Raw genomic sequence first — 15,606 nt, forward strand, 5'->3', positions numbered from 1 at the left:
GAAGTAACCGGAAATAACAGGATTACAGATATAAGAATACTGCTAAACTATTAATTCGGTTTTAATTGTTTGTAAAAGTTTTGTAAAGTTCCACAAGAATCAACATTAAGTAAAATTTTAATCCGTAGCCACTGTGCATCTTCATTGATGATTGGTCTATAAAACAATTATCCTCTAGAGGAGATGCATACGTATCATTTGTGAAGCCTCTTAATTTTTCGATATTATTATATGCTTGTCCACTTTATTAAAACGTATGCATGAACCATAAAAAAAGCACACTAACTTTTCAGTTAGTGTGCTTTTTTTACAATCTTTTTATTCATCATCTTGATCTACATTTTTATTTTTCTTTTTATTGTCTTTTTCATCTGTTGAAGCTTCACCATTTTCTTGCTTTTTCAAATCAAAGTACGCGTCCATAATGTCACGACTAATATAACCGTTAATACCTGATTTATCATCTACCCAAGGTACAACAACAGAAAATGCTACTTCAGGATCTTCAAGTGGCGCATAACCTACTAAAGTCAAGTTATATGTCTCTTTACGCTCACCGTTTGCCTTTCTACCAATCTCTTGATCTCCGCCATACACAGTTTGAGCTGTACCTGTTTTACCAGCAGCTTTATATGGTGCACCTGTAAAGTATTTCGCAGCTGTACCACCAGATTCGTTAAATACTTGTCTAAATCCTTCCTGAACACGTTTAATTTGTGATTCAGGCATATCAATACGGTTTAGTACTTTCGGCTCCATTGAATGAACAACTTTTCCAACTTCGTCTTGTTTCACTGAAGGTTGACGAATTTCTTTCACAACTTGCGGCTGCATACGGTAACCACCATTTGCAATTGTTGAAACATATTGTGCTAATTGAAGCGGTGTATACGTATCATACTGTCCAATTGATAAATCTAATAGGAAACCTGGCTGATTTCCTCTACCTGTTTGGCCGGCTGATTCATTCGGTAAATCAATACCTGTTTTCACACCAAGTCCAAACTGTCCGAAATAATAACGCATCGTATCAAATGCTTTTTGTGGTATATCTAACGTACCACCTCTCACATATTGAACACCTGCGATATTCATCGCTGTTTTAAACATATATACGTTAGAAGACATTTTTAATGCTGTCAAATCATTAATATATCCCATCGTCTTCCAAGAAGATTTCTTCGGTGTTCCTTTCAATACGATTGGTTCATCGAGTTGAGAGGAACCCGGTTTAATCGCGCCTGTTTGATACCCCGTAAGTACTGTCGCACCTTTTACAGTCGATCCCATCGGATATGAACTTGTCATCGTTCCTAATGCGAAATCTTGTACTTTCGTTTCGCCATTTTCATTCACTAACTGTTTCCCAGCCATAGATAAAACTTCACCATTTTTCGGATTCATCATTACAACGAATGCACGATCTAAAAGAGGTTGTCCGCCTTTATATCTCAATAAATTTTTCGTGATAATTTCTTCTACACGCTTTTGTAATTCCATATCGATTGTTAAGCTCAAGTCATTACCACTTTGCCCTTTTGATACATTAATCGTTTCTAAAATATTACCGTTTTTATCTGTAATATTTTTCACTTCTGCTTTCGTACCGTGCAGGCTATCTTCATATTGCTGCTCAAGATAACTTTTCCCTACGCGGTCATTTCGATTATAATCACGAACAAGATAGTAATCTAAACGCTCTTTCGGTAAGCCTTCATCAGAAGTTGTTACACCACCAAGTACACTTCGGAACAAATCACCATCATATGCATATTTTCGTTCCCAATCGACACTTGTATCTACTCCTGGCAATTCCGCTAACTTTTCACTAATAATCGCATATTCTTTATCTGTTGCATCCTTCTTAATGACTTGTGGTGTCATTGCATATCCGCCGTCCATTTTGCTTTTAATCGCTAATATTTCTAAATCTTTTGCGGATAATTGATTCACTTCTTCTTCTGTCACGCGATTTCGTTGACGCTCATCTAATTCTTTATCGTCAATTTTCTTATCTTTCAACTCTTGACGATCTTTATTCGTAATTTTTTCTTTGGCTTCCTCTTTATGAATAGCAAGCCAATAATCTTTTTTATCGCGATCAGTTAATTTATCTGTCGGTACTTCAATCAAATCTGCTAGCTTCTTCGCTGTTTCTAAACGCGCCTCTGCAGTTGATCCTTTCATTTTTGTAAATGTAATCGTACGAACAGCTGCATTATCTACTACAGCTCGCCCATAACGGTCAAATATTTTCCCACGTGGTACAGGATTACTTATCGTCGAGTTCTCTTTCCTCTCCACTTCATTCTTATATTCCTCACCGCGAACAATTTGTACATATCCAAGCCTTACAATAACCGCGGAGAACATTAAAAACACGCAGAAAAACAGCACGTTTAACCGAAAAGGAACGTGAGTCTTTTTCTTTTGTTGTTTCTGCTTCTTGCTCATACAAACCCCCTCTACCAACAGCTATGTAATGTGAAAGGGACACCCTCGTACAGGTGTCCTCACTGCTGTCTTACATCTTTTTCTATTCTAGCATAAAACAAACCAGAAGTTAACCTTCTGGTTCAGTTTGGTTCTGCGTGGTTCCTTGCGCTACAACACTTGTTTTCCCCGCATTTCCCTCATCATATTTGACATTTTTAACTGCAAAATAAATAAGAAAATGTCCAGCACCTAAAATACATAGTAAAAAAGGTAAACTCTTTTCAGGTGGAAAGAATAATACAGCACATAAAAAACTTAATACTGAACAAATTCTTCCAGCATTTAACCATAATTCTCGGACAACTACATACTCTACACGCCACTCTCTCGCATTTTTCGCTCTACCAATTACATCATATGTCATCGATCCATACGGAACGAGTAAAATAGGGTATGCAATCGCAATGCATGCTGCATAAATAAGTAATTTTGTGTATGTAACATTAAATATAACTAAAAATACAACCGCATATAAAATAATGCCTCCAAGTAAAATTGCTTTTTTTCGCCACTCTTTCTTTAACATACGAGCGACTAAGTAGTAACATACAAATGATACAGCAGAATTCACTAAGCTATATTTTCCTAATGCGAGCTCACTATCGGTTGCTAAGTACACGTATACTGAAATAACAAAAATAAATGTTCCCTCTCTCAATCCTTGGAAAAAATGAGCACGTGTAATTCTTCCCCAATTTTTATCAATTCGTCGCTCTTTCAAAACTTGCGTGATCTCATAGCTACCTTCACATTCTCTCTTAGATAAAAAAAAGCTTAAAACAACAGCAATTGCAAATAGCACTAATGAAAGAAAGAATATGACCGTATAGCCACTCCATTTTTCCATACGCGAAATTGTGTATCCAGCTGCTATCGGTCCAATCATGCCAGAGAAGGATGTAAGAAGTCCAAGAAACCCGTTAAAGAAATCTCTTGTTTCTGGTTCTGTAATCTCAAATGTTAATAAGTTAAACGCGAGCCAGTAAAAACCATATCCGACTCCTAAAAGAGCCCCCATTAATAAAATATAGTGAGAAGCACTTTTTCCGGCTACTAAAACAACGATAAAAAAAATCGCTAACGTTCCTACGCCTATTCTCAACAAGATTGAGCGATCAATACGCTTCGCTAATTTCCCACCTATAAGAAATGTGAGAGGCTGTAATACAACGCTGGCCAAATTATACAAGCCAAGATTCACATAATTTTGTGTTTGTTTCCATAAATAAATGTTAACAAACGTATTCGATAAAGAAATTGCGAGCGTGTATAAACCTCCAATAAGGAGCAATAACACTAAATCCCGATTCACTTCAACGTCACCAATTATATGTTTCCACTTCATACACAACTCTCCTTTACTTCATGTTCTAGTCTTCCAAAGACAAGCCCAATTATGTAAAAGGAAAGCATAGAAAAAAGCTAGGAGCACTCTCCTAGCTTTTTTTATCGTTATTACAATTATTTTGCTTCTTGGTAACGTTTTTCAGCAGCGTTCCAATCTACAACGTTCCAGAATGCACCGATGTAGTCTGGACGACGGTTTTGGTAATTTAAGTAGTAAGCATGTTCCCAAACATCTAAACCGATAACTGGAGTTTTACCTTCAGTTAGAGGAGAATCTTGGTTTGGCGTGCTTGTTACTTCTAACTCACCATTATTTACTACTAACCAAGCCCAACCAGAACCGAAACGAGTTGCGCCAGCTTTTGCGAATTCTTCTTTGAATGCATCGAAGCTACCGAATTTCGCTTCAATTGCAGTTGCAAGTTCACCTACTGGTTGTCCGCCGCCGTTTGGAGATAAGATTGTCCAGAAGAATGTGTGGTTAGCATGTCCGCCACCATTGTTACGTACTGCTGTACGGATTGCTTCTGGTACTTCGTTTAAGTTTGCAACTAGTTCTTCTACGCTTTTGTCAGCTAATTCTGCATGACCTTCTAAAGCAGCGTTTAAGTTTGTGATATACGTGTTATGGTGTTTAGTATGATGGATGTTCATTGTTTCTTTGTCAAAGTGAGGCTCTAAAGCATCATACGCATAAGGTAAATTTGGTAATTCGTGTTTTGCCATTGTTATATTCCTCCCAGTTTATGTATTGCCACTTAAGTGACATACAACTTCATTCTACCCTAATTGCCATAGGGTGCAAACAAATAAATCACATTGTCTTGCTATCATTAAAGTAGCAAAATTCCCACTTCTTTTCAATTAAAATGCTCATATATTTCATAAAAAAAGCTCCCTTCTACAAGGAAGCTTCCTGCTGACATAATAAACATGTGAAATGGATATGGACCCTGTAGGACTCGAACCTACGACCGGACGGTTATGAGCCGTCTGCTCTAACCAGCTGAGCTAAGGGTCCACAATTATGTATGTAACAATACTTCAAATAAAGGAATTCCTATCGGATATATCCTTTAAGAAATGTAAGATAAATTTACCATATAGAAAAGAAAAGTGTCAATTGTATTTTTCTCATTTAAAAGAAGAAAATTAATAAAAGAAATTTAGTTATCTCCACTATATGTAAATATAATATATCTTGAGATTCCCTAGATTCCTACGTTACAATGATTTTATACATACATAAAGGAAGTGAATCTATGTCCATATTTACCCAATTAGCCAAAAGCGTATATTCGCCTAAAGATATGGCGCTATTCCGTTTTCAAAAAATCGGAAAAACCATTTTGTATATTATGCTACTTTGTCTAATCACTACTATTCCAAGAACATTCTTTTACGGTAGCTTTATCCAAGATAGTGTTACCATGGTAAATCAAGCAATTGAAAAAGATTTACCTGATTTTAAAATCGAAAACGGTGAACTAAAAGCTGATATTGAACAACCTATTCAAAAAGAAGAGGGAGATGCTCTTTTCGTATTTGATCCAAATACAACAGATATCGAAAAATATCAAAATAAAACTGGTTTATTTATTTTGAAAGATAAAGTAGTTTCTATAGGAAATGGTCAAACCCAAACATACTCCTATAATGATTTATTAGGGACATCTCTTGAGAAAAAAGATTTGCAAGATTTCATTTCTGTATTCGATAGTATTTATCCAATTTTACTAGCCGTTATCGGCGTGTTAGTATACCTATTCCAATTGTTTATTACTTTCTTAGGAATTACTTTACTTGCGTTTATAGGTTCTGCTATGAGTGGTCAACGTAAATTATCTTATAAGCAAGTATGGACGTTAACTGCTTACAGCTACACAATTCCAACAATCTTCTTTATGATTATGGATTTATTCAAAATCGTTGTACCTGGTTCAACATTCATTTATATCGCAGTTGTGTTAATTGTTCTATATTTAACGATTAAAGAAGTTCCAAAACCGAAAGAAAAATAAGACCGAAAAAATGCCTAAATAGGCATTTTTTTTTTGGACAAGCATATATTCCTAGCAAAGGAGTGAAGAATATGAAAAGATTAGGTATATTCTTATTCGTGCTTGTTCTTGGTTATATATTTTATTACGATATAAAAATCGGCACTTTACCGATGTTAAGTTCATATAAAAAAACAAATGCAGCCCAAACGATAAAACAAGAAAGTACAAATACAAAACAAAATAAAGAGAACAAAGCAGAAAAAGAAACAAATACAACTTATAAAACAATTGAAGTCAAAACAGGTGAGACGGTTCTTTCTATCACTGAACAAATTAACAAGAAAAAAATCCCTTCTATTGAAAAGGTAATTGATGACTTTAAAGAACTAAACAAAAGTACATCTGCTACAAAAATACAAATTGGAAAGTCTTATAAATTCCCTTTATATCAATAAGCAATCACTTAATCCTTGTCAATTACATAAAGGCGCTGATACAATAGTAAAAGTGAAACCGAGCACTTCGGTTTCTGTAGCCCTGTATCACGTATACTATCATTGATATAAGGGACTAAATAAGAAACTTCTTTTATAAGGAGAGCGATCTATTCGTGAATGAAATGACTCATCGTACAAAAACACGTCCAGTTAAAGTCGGTAATTTAACAATTGGCGGTAATAATGAATTAATTATACAAAGTATGACAACAACAAAAACACATGATGTTGAAGCAACAGTTGCTGAAATTAAACGTTTAGAAGAAGCTGGCTGTCAAGTCGTGCGTGTTGCTGTTCCAGACGAACGCGCAGCAAATGCTATTGCTGATATTAAAAAACAAATCAACATTCCACTTGTTGCTGATATTCATTTTGATTATCGCCTTGCTTTAAAAGCAATTGAAGGCGGCATTGATAAAGTACGTATCAATCCAGGTAACATTGGTCGTCGCCATAAAGTAGAAGCTGTTGTAAATGCAGCAAAAGAACGCGGTATTCCAATCCGTATTGGTGTAAACGCAGGTTCATTAGAGCGTCACATTTTAGAAAAATACGGATACCCAACTGCAGATGGTATGGTTGAGAGCGCCTTACATCACATTAAAATTTTAGAGGACTTAGATTTCCACGATATTATCGTATCTATGAAAGCCTCTGATGTTAATTTAGCAATTGAAGCATACGAAAAAGCTGCACGTGCTTTTGATTATCCATTACATTTAGGTATTACAGAATCTGGAACTTTATTTGCTGGAACTGTAAAAAGCGCCGCTGGTCTTGGAGCAATCTTAAATAAAGGTATCGGAAATACATTACGTATTTCATTAAGTGCTGACCCAGTTGAAGAAGTAAAAGTTGCGCGTGAACTATTAAAGTCATTCGGCCTTGCGTCTAATGCAGCAACACTTATTTCTTGTCCAACTTGTGGTCGTATTGAAATTGATTTAATTAGCATCGCTAACGAAGTGGAAGAGTACATCTCTACACTGCAAGTACCAATTAAAGTTGCAGTACTTGGCTGCGCTGTAAACGGCCCTGGTGAAGCTCGTGAAGCTGATATCGGTATTGCCGGTGCACGTGGAGAAGGTCTATTATTCCGCAAAGGGCAAGTTGTTCGTAAAGTACCTGAAGAGATAATGGTAGAAGAACTGAAAAAAGAAATCGACGTAATTGCTGCTGAAATGGCTGCTGAACGAGAAAAAGAAAAAGAAGCACAAGAACAATAAAAAGAAGGTTGCCCACAATATTGGTGAGCAACCTTTTTCCTATGTAAAAAAGCTCGTCAGTTATATAACTGACGAGCTTTTACTTTGCACATTTTGGACAACGGCCGTATATTTCAAACTTATGACCTGTTACTTCATAACCGTTAAAATCTTTATTCATAAAATCCATCGGGCAGGAAGTGATTTCTTTCGTTCCCCCGCAATCTAAACAAATAAAATGGTGATGATGTTCCATAATAGAGCATGTAAAACGAAAATGTTTTTCACCATTTAATTCTGTTTGTTCTAAAACACCAATTTCAGCAAACACCGTTAAGTTACGATATATTGTATCAAAGCTAAGACCTGGATAATCATCCTTCATATGCTCTAAAACGTCTTTCGCCGTTAAATAACGATTGTGAGCTGCAAATAACCTGAGCATTTCTTCCCTTTTCCCAGTATGTTTGTATCCTTTATCTTTCATTAGGCGTAAAGCTTCTGTTAGATTCATATCTATCCCTACTTTATGCAGTTTTTTTCTTCTTCCATAAAATCGCACCAATTAAAATAAGAACTGCTATCATAACAATTGTACCACCTGGTGCTAGATCAAGTTGATACGAAGCAAACATTCCACCAATTACTGCAATTTCACCAAATAAAATGGAAAAGAAAATTGTTTGTTTAAATCCATTAGCAATACGAATACTCGCTGCAACTGGTAGCGTCATTAACGATGATACGAGAAGAACCCCTACTACACGCATTGATACTGCAATGACAAGCGCAACCAATATAATGAAAATAAAGTGAATCCACTTTGCACTCAAACCGGTTGATACAGCGTATTCTTCATCAAACGATAGTAAAAATAACTCTTTGTATAATAGAGTAATCGTTACAATAACAACAATTGCTACAATGCCGATGATTATTAAATCCGTACTTGTTACAGCACTTACACTACCAAATAAATAACTAAATAAATCTGTGTTAAATCCATTTGCAAGTGAAATAAAAATAACACCAATCCCCATTCCTGCTGAAAGAATAATCGGAATCGCTAATTCTTGATAGTGTTTATATACAGTACGTAATTTTTCAATAAGTAACGCCCCACCAATAGAAAAAATCATCCCCATATATAACGGATTTAAAAATCCCCCTGTGAAAATTGTTTTTTCTAGTAATAAACTTGCAGCAATACCTGATAATGTCACGTGACTTAATGCATCTGCAATAAGTGACATACGGCGAATGACAACAAATACACCGATAAGCGGTGCAACAAGTCCTATTAAAATCCCTGCATATAAAGAGTTACGTAAAAAGTCATATTGTAAAAAATCTTGTATCATTATATCCTCCCGTGATGCTCATGCTCGTGTTCTAAACGATGAACATGGTGTCCATATAAAACGGACATTTCTGCATCTTCTAACTCTCGGAACTTTTCTACATTTCCATGGAAATGTAGATGTTGGTTTAAGCATGCAACATGCGTTACTTTCTCGGTAACAGCTCCCATATCATGCGTAACGAGAATTAATGTGATTCCTAACCTTTTGTTTAAATCCTCTAATATCTCATAAAAACTTTCTACATTCTTCACATCGATCCCAACAGTAGGCTCGTCCAAAATAAGTAATTCAGGATTACTAACGAGCGCACGAGCAATAAATACACGCTGTTGCTGTCCACCAGAAAGTTCTCCGATATTACGCCCCTGAAACTCACTCATTCCTACATCAGCAATCGCTTTTTCTACCTTTTCCTTATCGTTTTTCGTAAAAAAGCGAAACAGCCCTTTTTTAGAAACGAGTCCCATTGATACAACTTCAAAAACAGTTGCCGGAAAACCAGAATTAAAGCTATTTGCCTTTTGCGATACATAACCAACTTTGTTCCATTCTTTAAACTTCTTACTATCAACACCAAACAAACGAATACTTCCCTGTTTCGGCTTTAAAACGCCTAATAAACATTTTAACAAGGTTGATTTCCCAGAACCATTTGGCCCAACTAAACCTAAAAAAGCTCCCTTCGGAACTTGCAAATTAATATCTTCTAACACATTTCGATCTTCATATCGAAATGACAATCCTTCTATTTCTAATACATTATTCATAGCATCTCACCTATTTTAATTCAGAATGATTCCGATTTATATCTATTTGAATTATAGTACAGCTTATTATAGTTGTAAACCAATCTGCATAAAATATATCTACTTTTTCAAGAAACCTTACTATTATAACAAAAAGCAGAGAAAAATTCTCTGCTTTCAAAAGATATTATAATTAATTTTTTAGTGAATAGCCGATTTAAACTTACCACCATTTGTCTCTTGTGTACTCATAATCGTAACAAACGCATTCGCATCAATTTCATACACAATTGATTTTAACTTTGTCACTTCTAGACGTGTTACCACTGCATAAATAACTTCTTTTTCTTTATCCGTGTAACCGCCTTTCGCTACAAGCTTTGTAGTTCCACGACCAAGACGATGCAAAATCGCATTTGATACTTCCTCATATTGATCTGATACAATTAAAACTGCTTTCGTTTCATCTAAACCTTGAATGACTGTATCAATTGTTTTGAATGCGATATAGTAAGTCATAACAGAATACATAGCTTGTTCAACACCAAATACAAATGCCGCCCACGCAAAAATGAATAAGTTCACAAACATTACAAATTCGCCAACGGAAAAAGGTAATTTCTTCGTTAATAAAATACCCATAATTTCTGTTCCGTCCATTGATCCACCGTGACGAATAACGAGCCCTACACCAAGACCTAAAATAAGACCACCAAACACTGTCGCTAAAATTGGCTCTGTTGTAAATGGCGGAACAGCATGTAACGTTGATTCAATAAACGCTAAAGCTACAATACCGAACGCCGAAGATAGCATGAACGTTTTTCCGATTTGCTTATAACCCGAATACATAAATGGGATATTGAGAATAACGACTAAAGTAGAAAAGCTTAACCACCAAATATTAGGAGTAAGATAATCTAATATTAGAGAAATACCAATAATTCCACCATCAATAATTTTATTTGGCATTAAAAATAGTTCAATCGCTACCGCCGCGCATGCTGCGCCAAAAATAATCATAACTAAACGATACATAAGATGGATAACACTTTCTTTTCGATGTTGCTTTTGCTCCATAAGTCCTCCCTATAATCTTTTTCTATAGTTTTGTCCTTTTATTATAACATACGCTTCTTTTTCTCATGAAAAAAGAAACTCTATACGAATATGTACAAGCTACGTACTCATATATTTCGATAGAAGAACGTGTGAAGGAGGATAACTCGATGAACCTCATTAAACAACTTGTAAATAAAAAATTAAATCATATTTCTACAAAAGAGTTATTGAAATATAGTAAAGAATACAAAGTTTCCATTACGACTGCACAAGCTGATCAAATTGTTGCGCTTATGAAAGGAAAGAATATTAATATTTACGATAATGACGAACGACTAGAGCTCTTAAAACAAATTGCAAAAGTAACCTCCCCTGCTACTGCACAACAAGTAAATACTTTATTTCAGCAACTACTAAAATAAGGAGGGGAAAATCCCCTCCTTATTGCTTATTGCGCTTTAATTTTCTCAAGAAGCCCTTCATCAAAAGTACCATTTTTCAGCATTTCGATTTCTAATTTATATGGCGGCTTCTTATCTTTCTTATCTTCACCTACATATGGCGTTTCAAGAATTTTCGGTACGTGCATTAACTGCGGATGATGCACAATATGATGCAACGCTTTATAACCGATATGACCAAAACCGATATTTTCATGACGGTCCTTTCCTGCGCCGCGTACATTTTTACTATCGTTAATATGCAGTACTTGCAAACGATCAATACCGACAATCTTATCAAATTCGTTTAATACACCGTCAAAGTCATTTACAATGTCATATCCTGCATCGTGCGTATGACACGTGTCAAAGCATACAGATAGCTTCTCATTATATTTCACACCATCAATAATCTTGGCAATTTCTTCAAAGCTACGACCGCACTCTGTTCCTTTTCCTGCCATCGTTTCTAACGCAATATTAACCGTCTGCTCTGGCGTTAATACTTCATTAAGCCCTTTAATAATTTGTTGAATACCAGCATCCGCTCCTGCACCGACGTGCGCACCTGGGTGAAGAACGATTTGTTTCGCCACACCTAATGCCGATGTTCTTTCAATTTCCATGCGAAGGAAGTCCACACCTAATTGGAAGGTTTCTGGCTTCGTCGTATTCCCGACATTAATAATATATGGCGCATGTACGATAATTTCCTCAATACCGTTTAGTTCCATATGTTTTCTTCCTGCTTCTATATTCAATTCTTCAATTGGTTTTCTTCTTGTATTTTGCGGTGCACCTGTATAAATCATAAACGTCGTTGCACCGTATGAAACAGCCTCTTCACTTGCTGCTAATAACATTTTCTTACCACTCATGGAAACATGAGATCCAATCTTTAACATACAATCACCTCTTCAATATACAATAGATATAATGATAGCATAATTTGTAGAAATATGTAGTGAATTGTTTGTTCACAAAAAACGCACTACACAAATTCATATGACTATTTAAACAGACTATACTCTTCATTTAAATTAGCTGGATTCAGTGAAACTGTAATCAATATTTTCTATCCATATTGATTACGACTCTCGCAAATAGCTGGGTAAAAAAAAGATAAGGGAAATCCCTTATCTTTTTTTATTGCTATATTTTTTCTTCACTTTGTCACGTTCCGTTGCAAGTTTACGTTTATAGTTTGGTTTTACTTTTTTCGGCTTTTTAATAACTTTTGTTGCCATAACGTCAAGTTCATCATTTGGTTTTTTACGGCTCTTACGACGACGACGCTCACCTAAATCCGCCCACTCATCTCCACGTAAATCTACATGCTTGAACTCAATATTACGTTGTTTTTCTAAACTATCTAACGCTTCTTCGTTTGCTGGATCATAAATTGTCACTGCAATACCTGAATGGCCTGCACGTGCCGTTCTTCCAACGCGGTGAACGAAGAAATCTAAATCTGATGGAAGTTCGTAGTTAATAACATGACTAATTCCTTCAATATCAATACCACGTGCTGCTAAATCAGTTGCAACAATATATTGGAATTCAAGATCACGAATTTGTTTCATCATTTTTTTACGATCACGCGGTGATAAATCTCCGTGAATTCGTCCAACTTTTAGACCACGTTCCATTAATCCGTCAGCAACCTGATCCGCCATCTTCTTCGTATTCGTGAAAACAACTGCTAAATACGGTTTAAATTGTAGCAACATTTTATTCACTAAATCGATTTTGTTACGATGTTTAGAAGGTACTAAATAATGCTCAATATTTCCAGCCGCAACTTGTTTTGGATTGATATGAATGTGCTCTGGATTCTCCATATATTTCTTCAGAAACGGTTTTAGTTTTTGAGGAATTGTTGCAGAGAAAACTAGCATTTGTAAGTTTTTAGGCATGCGTGCTGCAATTTTGTCTACATCATGAATGAATCCCATATCAAGCATTAAGTCTGCTTCATCGACAATAATCGTATTTGCTTTATGAACAAATAGCGCTTGTGCTTCTACTAAGTCTTTAATACGTCCTGGTGTTCCAACTACAATATGAGGTTGTTTTTTCAACTTTTCAATTGATCGTTGTTTATCAGTTCCACCAATTAAACAACGTGCTGTAATTATTTGATCTTCCGCACAGAACTTTGTTAATTTCACGATTTCTTCGTAAATTTGTTGTGCTAACTCACGAGTAGGCGCTGTAATAACAAGTTGTACTTCTTCACGACTTGGATTAATTCTGTTTAATGTAGGAAGTAAGTATGCATGTGTTTTCCCAGAACCTGTTTGGGATTGTCCAATTACACTTACACCTTTTTTCACGACCGGGAAAATTTTCTGTTGAATTCCTGTCGGCTCTGTAAAGCGTAGTTCACGAACTGCATCTATTAAAAATGGTTTAAAATCATACTGTGTAAAAGTTTGTTGTGTCATAAGTTACACCTTCTTTCTAAATTTCTACTGCGCGCACAAATCAGTCAAGTCTACATTATATCGAAATCTACAAGTAAAATCCATCTTTAGTTTAGGTTTTTAATTCAAAAACTAACCTTCTTCCCTCTTATTGCATATTGTATGTGTATATACCTAACTGAAGAAAGGAGGATTTCTCACATGTTCCCAAAATCTCCCACAAGGCAAATGTATCCGAATCCAGGCCAACGACCTTATACACCATATCCAATTCCACAACTACCACCGATGGCACAAAAAAAGAAAGGGTTCCTTGCTAAACTCTTTAAAAAACACGATCCAACCGAATCTTTCATGCAAATGGTTCCGCCTTATCGACAAATAGAAGGGCAGACACCAATGATGCACCAACACCAGCAACCGCCACCCCAATATCAACAGCAATACCAACAGCAATATCAACAACAATACCAACAGCGATATCAACAACAATACCCACAGCAATATCAACAGCAATATCAACCATACATGCAGCAGCATCCCGAGCAAATGATCCCCCCTCAAATGTATGAATCAAATGAAACGCGCGGCGGTGCAGCAACTACAGAAGCATCAAGCAGCGGTATAGGCAGTTTTTTTGCAAATTTAATTTCGAATCCAACTAATATGATAAACAATATAGAAAAAGTATCCCAAGTCGTTCAATCTGTAAGTCCTGTCGTCGAACAGTACGGTCCCATTATGCGTAACCTACCAAGCATTGTTAAAATCCTCACCTCTGGAAAAAGTACGGAAGAAGATCCAGCCGAAGATCAAACTGAAGATTTGACAGAAAAGGTTGAGGTAGCAACTTCACCTCCTCCACACAAAAAAAGAAAAAGAAAAAAAATAGTGATTGAACCAGCCATAGAAAAAGAAGTACGAGAGGAGCCCGTTCAAAAAATAGCAACAAAACCAAAACTGTATGTGTAACAATCCTTTGTTTTCTATCCACTCCTCCTTTATAATGTAAAAGACTATGCACAAAAGTATCCCTTGTTTAGAAGGAGAGGATTACTCATATGAAAATTGTTAAAATTTCCCCTCGTGGTTATTGCTACGGTGTTGTGGATGCGATGGTTATTGCACGTAACGCCGCATTAGATACATCATTACCAAGACCTATTTATATTTTAGGTATGATCGTTCACAACAAACATGTAACAGATGCATTCGAAGAAGATGGCATCATTACATTAGACGGTCCAAGTCGATTAGAGATTTTAGATAAAATCGATTCTGGTACTGTTATTTTCACTGCACACGGTGTTTCTCCAGAAGTTAAACAACGTGCAAAAGAAAAAGGTTTAACAACAATTGATGCCACTTGTCCAGATGTTACAAAAACACATGACCTTATTGAAGCAAAAAAAGCTGAAGGTTACCATGTTATTTATATCGGCAAGAAAAATCATCCAGAACCAGAAGGCGCGGTTGGTATTGCACCTGACATCGTTCATCTTATCGAAAGAGCTGATGATTTAAAAACATTAGAAATCCCAACGGATAAAATTTTAGTTACGAATCAAACAACGATGAGTCAATGGGATGTTCAACATTTAATGGAGGACATTCAGAAGAAATTCCCAACAGCTGAATTCCATAAGGAAATTTGTTTAGCAACTCAAGTTCGCCAAGAAGCCGTTGCTAAACAAGCTGATGTTGCAGACTTAACAATTGTTGTTGGTGATCCGAAAAGTAACAACTCAAACCGTTTAGCACAAGTATCACAAGAAATCGCTGGTACGAAAGCATACCGCGTTGCAGACGTAAGTGAAATCAAATTAGAATGGCTACAAGGTGTAGAAAACGTAGCTGTTACAGCAGGCGCTTCTACTCCAACACCAATTACAAAAGAAGTTATTGCTTTCTTAGAGCAGTATGATCCAATGAATCCCGCTACATGGGAGAGAGTTCGAAAAGTACCGTTACAAAAAATATTACCTCGTGTAAAAGTGAAAAAAGAACAATAATAAAAACC

15 protein-coding genes and 1 tRNA gene are annotated in these 15,606 nt (G+C 36.0%); 6 read left to right on the forward strand and 10 right to left on the reverse strand.

All coding sequences use genetic code 11. From position 1 onward, the window contains the following. Positions 1–318: 318 nt before the first annotated feature. From ATN06_RS21780 to ATN06_RS21795, 4 genes are all read right to left on the reverse strand, one after another. Positions 319–2,454, reverse strand: a complete 2,136-nt coding sequence (locus tag ATN06_RS21780) for a peptidoglycan D,D-transpeptidase FtsI family protein (protein ID WP_060632287.1) — start codon at positions 2,452–2,454, stop codon at positions 319–321. Positions 2,455–2,563: 109 nt separating this feature from the next. Continuing rightward, positions 2,564–3,841 carry an MFS transporter gene (locus ATN06_RS21785; RefSeq protein WP_060632288.1) on the reverse strand — a complete coding sequence of 426 codons (1,278 nt, stop codon included), beginning with the start codon at positions 3,839–3,841 and terminating at the stop codon, positions 2,564–2,566. A 116-nt stretch (positions 3,842–3,957) separates the two neighbouring features. Beyond that, positions 3,958–4,569, reverse strand: coding sequence for a superoxide dismutase [Mn] (gene sodA, locus ATN06_RS21790; protein WP_001052031.1), 612 nt, complete (start codon positions 4,567–4,569; stop codon positions 3,958–3,960). Positions 4,570–4,790: 221 nt separating this feature from the next. Next, positions 4,791–4,864 (reverse strand) — tRNA-Ile (locus tag ATN06_RS21795). A gap of 241 nt (positions 4,865–5,105) precedes the next feature. On the opposite strand from ATN06_RS21795, the gene ATN06_RS21800 reads away from it, so the two are divergent. The 3 genes from ATN06_RS21800 (at position 5,106) to ispG (ending at position 7,569) form a co-directional block, all read left to right on the forward strand. After that, positions 5,106–5,864 carry a DUF1189 domain-containing protein gene (locus ATN06_RS21800; RefSeq protein WP_016086261.1) on the forward strand — a complete coding sequence of 253 codons (759 nt, stop codon included), beginning with the start codon at positions 5,106–5,108 and terminating at the stop codon, positions 5,862–5,864. Positions 5,865–5,935: 71 nt separating this feature from the next. Continuing rightward, entirely contained in the window at positions 5,936–6,301 is a 366-nt protein-coding gene (locus ATN06_RS21805) for a hypothetical protein (protein WP_060632289.1), read from the forward strand. A 164-nt stretch (positions 6,302–6,465) separates the two neighbouring features. Beyond that, positions 6,466–7,569 (forward strand): flavodoxin-dependent (E)-4-hydroxy-3-methylbut-2-enyl-diphosphate synthase, encoded by a 1,104-nt coding sequence (gene ispG, locus ATN06_RS21810; protein ID WP_140350543.1) that lies wholly within the window; start codon positions 6,466–6,468, stop codon positions 7,567–7,569. A gap of 79 nt (positions 7,570–7,648) precedes the next feature. Here ispG and ATN06_RS21815 read toward each other — a convergent pair whose 3' ends face one another. The 4 genes from ATN06_RS21815 to ATN06_RS21830 form a co-directional block, all read right to left on the reverse strand. Further along, entirely contained in the window at positions 7,649–8,062 is a 414-nt protein-coding gene (locus ATN06_RS21815; protein WP_001054512.1) for a Fur family transcriptional regulator, read from the reverse strand. 13 nt (positions 8,063–8,075) lie between these two features. Continuing rightward, entirely contained in the window at positions 8,076–8,909 is an 834-nt protein-coding gene (locus ATN06_RS21820) for a metal ABC transporter permease (protein ID WP_000613823.1), read from the reverse strand. Then, the gene (locus ATN06_RS21825) at positions 8,909–9,679 is read right to left on the reverse strand and encodes a metal ABC transporter ATP-binding protein (protein WP_060632291.1); all 771 of its coding nucleotides are present in this window, start codon (positions 9,677–9,679) and stop codon (positions 8,909–8,911) included. The genes ATN06_RS21820 and ATN06_RS21825 overlap by 1 nt, the downstream gene beginning before the upstream one ends. A 180-nt stretch (positions 9,680–9,859) precedes the next feature. Next, positions 9,860–10,738 carry a YitT family protein gene (locus tag ATN06_RS21830; protein WP_000435966.1) on the reverse strand — a complete coding sequence of 293 codons (879 nt, stop codon included), beginning with the start codon at positions 10,736–10,738 and terminating at the stop codon, positions 9,860–9,862. Positions 10,739–10,887: 149 nt separating this feature from the next. On the opposite strand from ATN06_RS21830, the gene ATN06_RS21835 reads away from it, so the two are divergent. Beyond that, positions 10,888–11,142, forward strand: a complete 255-nt coding sequence (locus tag ATN06_RS21835; RefSeq protein WP_060632292.1) for a DUF2624 domain-containing protein — start codon at positions 10,888–10,890, stop codon at positions 11,140–11,142. Between the two features lie 26 nt (positions 11,143–11,168). On the opposite strand, the gene ATN06_RS21840 is transcribed toward ATN06_RS21835, so the two are convergent. Both ATN06_RS21840 and ATN06_RS21845 read right to left on the reverse strand, forming a co-directional pair. Next, on the reverse strand, positions 11,169–12,065 hold the full coding sequence (locus ATN06_RS21840) for a deoxyribonuclease IV (protein WP_000912460.1): 897 nt from the start codon (positions 12,063–12,065) through the stop codon (positions 11,169–11,171). 231 nt (positions 12,066–12,296) lie between these two features. After that, complete coding sequence (locus ATN06_RS21845; protein WP_060632293.1) at positions 12,297–13,607, reverse strand: DEAD/DEAH box helicase; 1,311 nt, start codon at positions 13,605–13,607, stop codon at positions 12,297–12,299. A gap of 180 nt (positions 13,608–13,787) precedes the next feature. On the opposite strand from ATN06_RS21845, the gene vrrA reads away from it, so the two are divergent. Together vrrA and ATN06_RS21855 are read left to right on the forward strand one after the other, a co-directional pair. After that, positions 13,788–14,558, forward strand: coding sequence for a VrrA/YqfQ family protein (vrrA, locus tag ATN06_RS21850; protein WP_060632294.1), 771 nt, complete (start codon positions 13,788–13,790; stop codon positions 14,556–14,558). Between the two features lie 89 nt (positions 14,559–14,647). Further along, complete coding sequence (locus ATN06_RS21855; protein ID WP_000706673.1) at positions 14,648–15,598, forward strand: 4-hydroxy-3-methylbut-2-enyl diphosphate reductase; 951 nt, start codon at positions 14,648–14,650, stop codon at positions 15,596–15,598. The last annotated feature ends 8 nt before the right edge of the window (positions 15,599–15,606 follow it).

It is taken from the genome of Bacillus thuringiensis (assembly GCF_001455345.1).
Classification (GTDB): Bacteria; Bacillota; Bacilli; order Bacillales; family Bacillaceae_G; genus Bacillus_A; species Bacillus_A thuringiensis_N.

Excerpts from the sequence above, each read along its gene's own strand:
- ATN06_RS21805 (WP_060632289.1), top strand. The coding sequence starts at position 5,936 with ATGAAAAGATTAGGTATATTCTTATTCGTGCTTGTTCTTGGTTATATA.
- ATN06_RS21780 (WP_060632287.1), bottom strand. The coding sequence starts at position 2,454 with ATGAGCAAGAAGCAGAAACAACAAAAGAAAAAGACTCACGTTCCTTTT.
- ATN06_RS21845 (WP_060632293.1), bottom strand. The coding sequence starts at position 13,607 with ATGACACAACAAACTTTTACACAGTATGATTTTAAACCATTTTTAATA.
- ATN06_RS21815 (WP_001054512.1), bottom strand. The coding sequence starts at position 8,062 with ATGAATCTAACAGAAGCTTTACGCCTAATGAAAGATAAAGGATACAAA.
- ATN06_RS21785 (WP_060632288.1), bottom strand. The coding sequence starts at position 3,841 with ATGAAGTGGAAACATATAATTGGTGACGTTGAAGTGAATCGGGATTTA.
- ATN06_RS21830 (WP_000435966.1), bottom strand. The coding sequence starts at position 10,738 with ATGGAGCAAAAGCAACATCGAAAAGAAAGTGTTATCCATCTTATGTAT.
- sodA (WP_001052031.1), bottom strand. The coding sequence starts at position 4,569 with ATGGCAAAACACGAATTACCAAATTTACCTTATGCGTATGATGCTTTA.
- ATN06_RS21800 (WP_016086261.1), top strand. The coding sequence starts at position 5,106 with ATGTCCATATTTACCCAATTAGCCAAAAGCGTATATTCGCCTAAAGAT.
- ispG (WP_140350543.1), top strand. The coding sequence starts at position 6,466 with ATGACTCATCGTACAAAAACACGTCCAGTTAAAGTCGGTAATTTAACA.
- ATN06_RS21835 (WP_060632292.1), top strand. The coding sequence starts at position 10,888 with ATGAACCTCATTAAACAACTTGTAAATAAAAAATTAAATCATATTTCT.
- ATN06_RS21840 (WP_000912460.1), bottom strand. The coding sequence starts at position 12,065 with ATGTTAAAGATTGGATCTCATGTTTCCATGAGTGGTAAGAAAATGTTA.
- vrrA (WP_060632294.1), top strand. The coding sequence starts at position 13,788 with ATGTTCCCAAAATCTCCCACAAGGCAAATGTATCCGAATCCAGGCCAA.
- ATN06_RS21825 (WP_060632291.1), bottom strand. The coding sequence starts at position 9,679 with ATGAATAATGTATTAGAAATAGAAGGATTGTCATTTCGATATGAAGAT.
- ATN06_RS21855 (WP_000706673.1), top strand. The coding sequence starts at position 14,648 with ATGAAAATTGTTAAAATTTCCCCTCGTGGTTATTGCTACGGTGTTGTG.
- ATN06_RS21820 (WP_000613823.1), bottom strand. The coding sequence starts at position 8,909 with ATGATACAAGATTTTTTACAATATGACTTTTTACGTAACTCTTTATAT.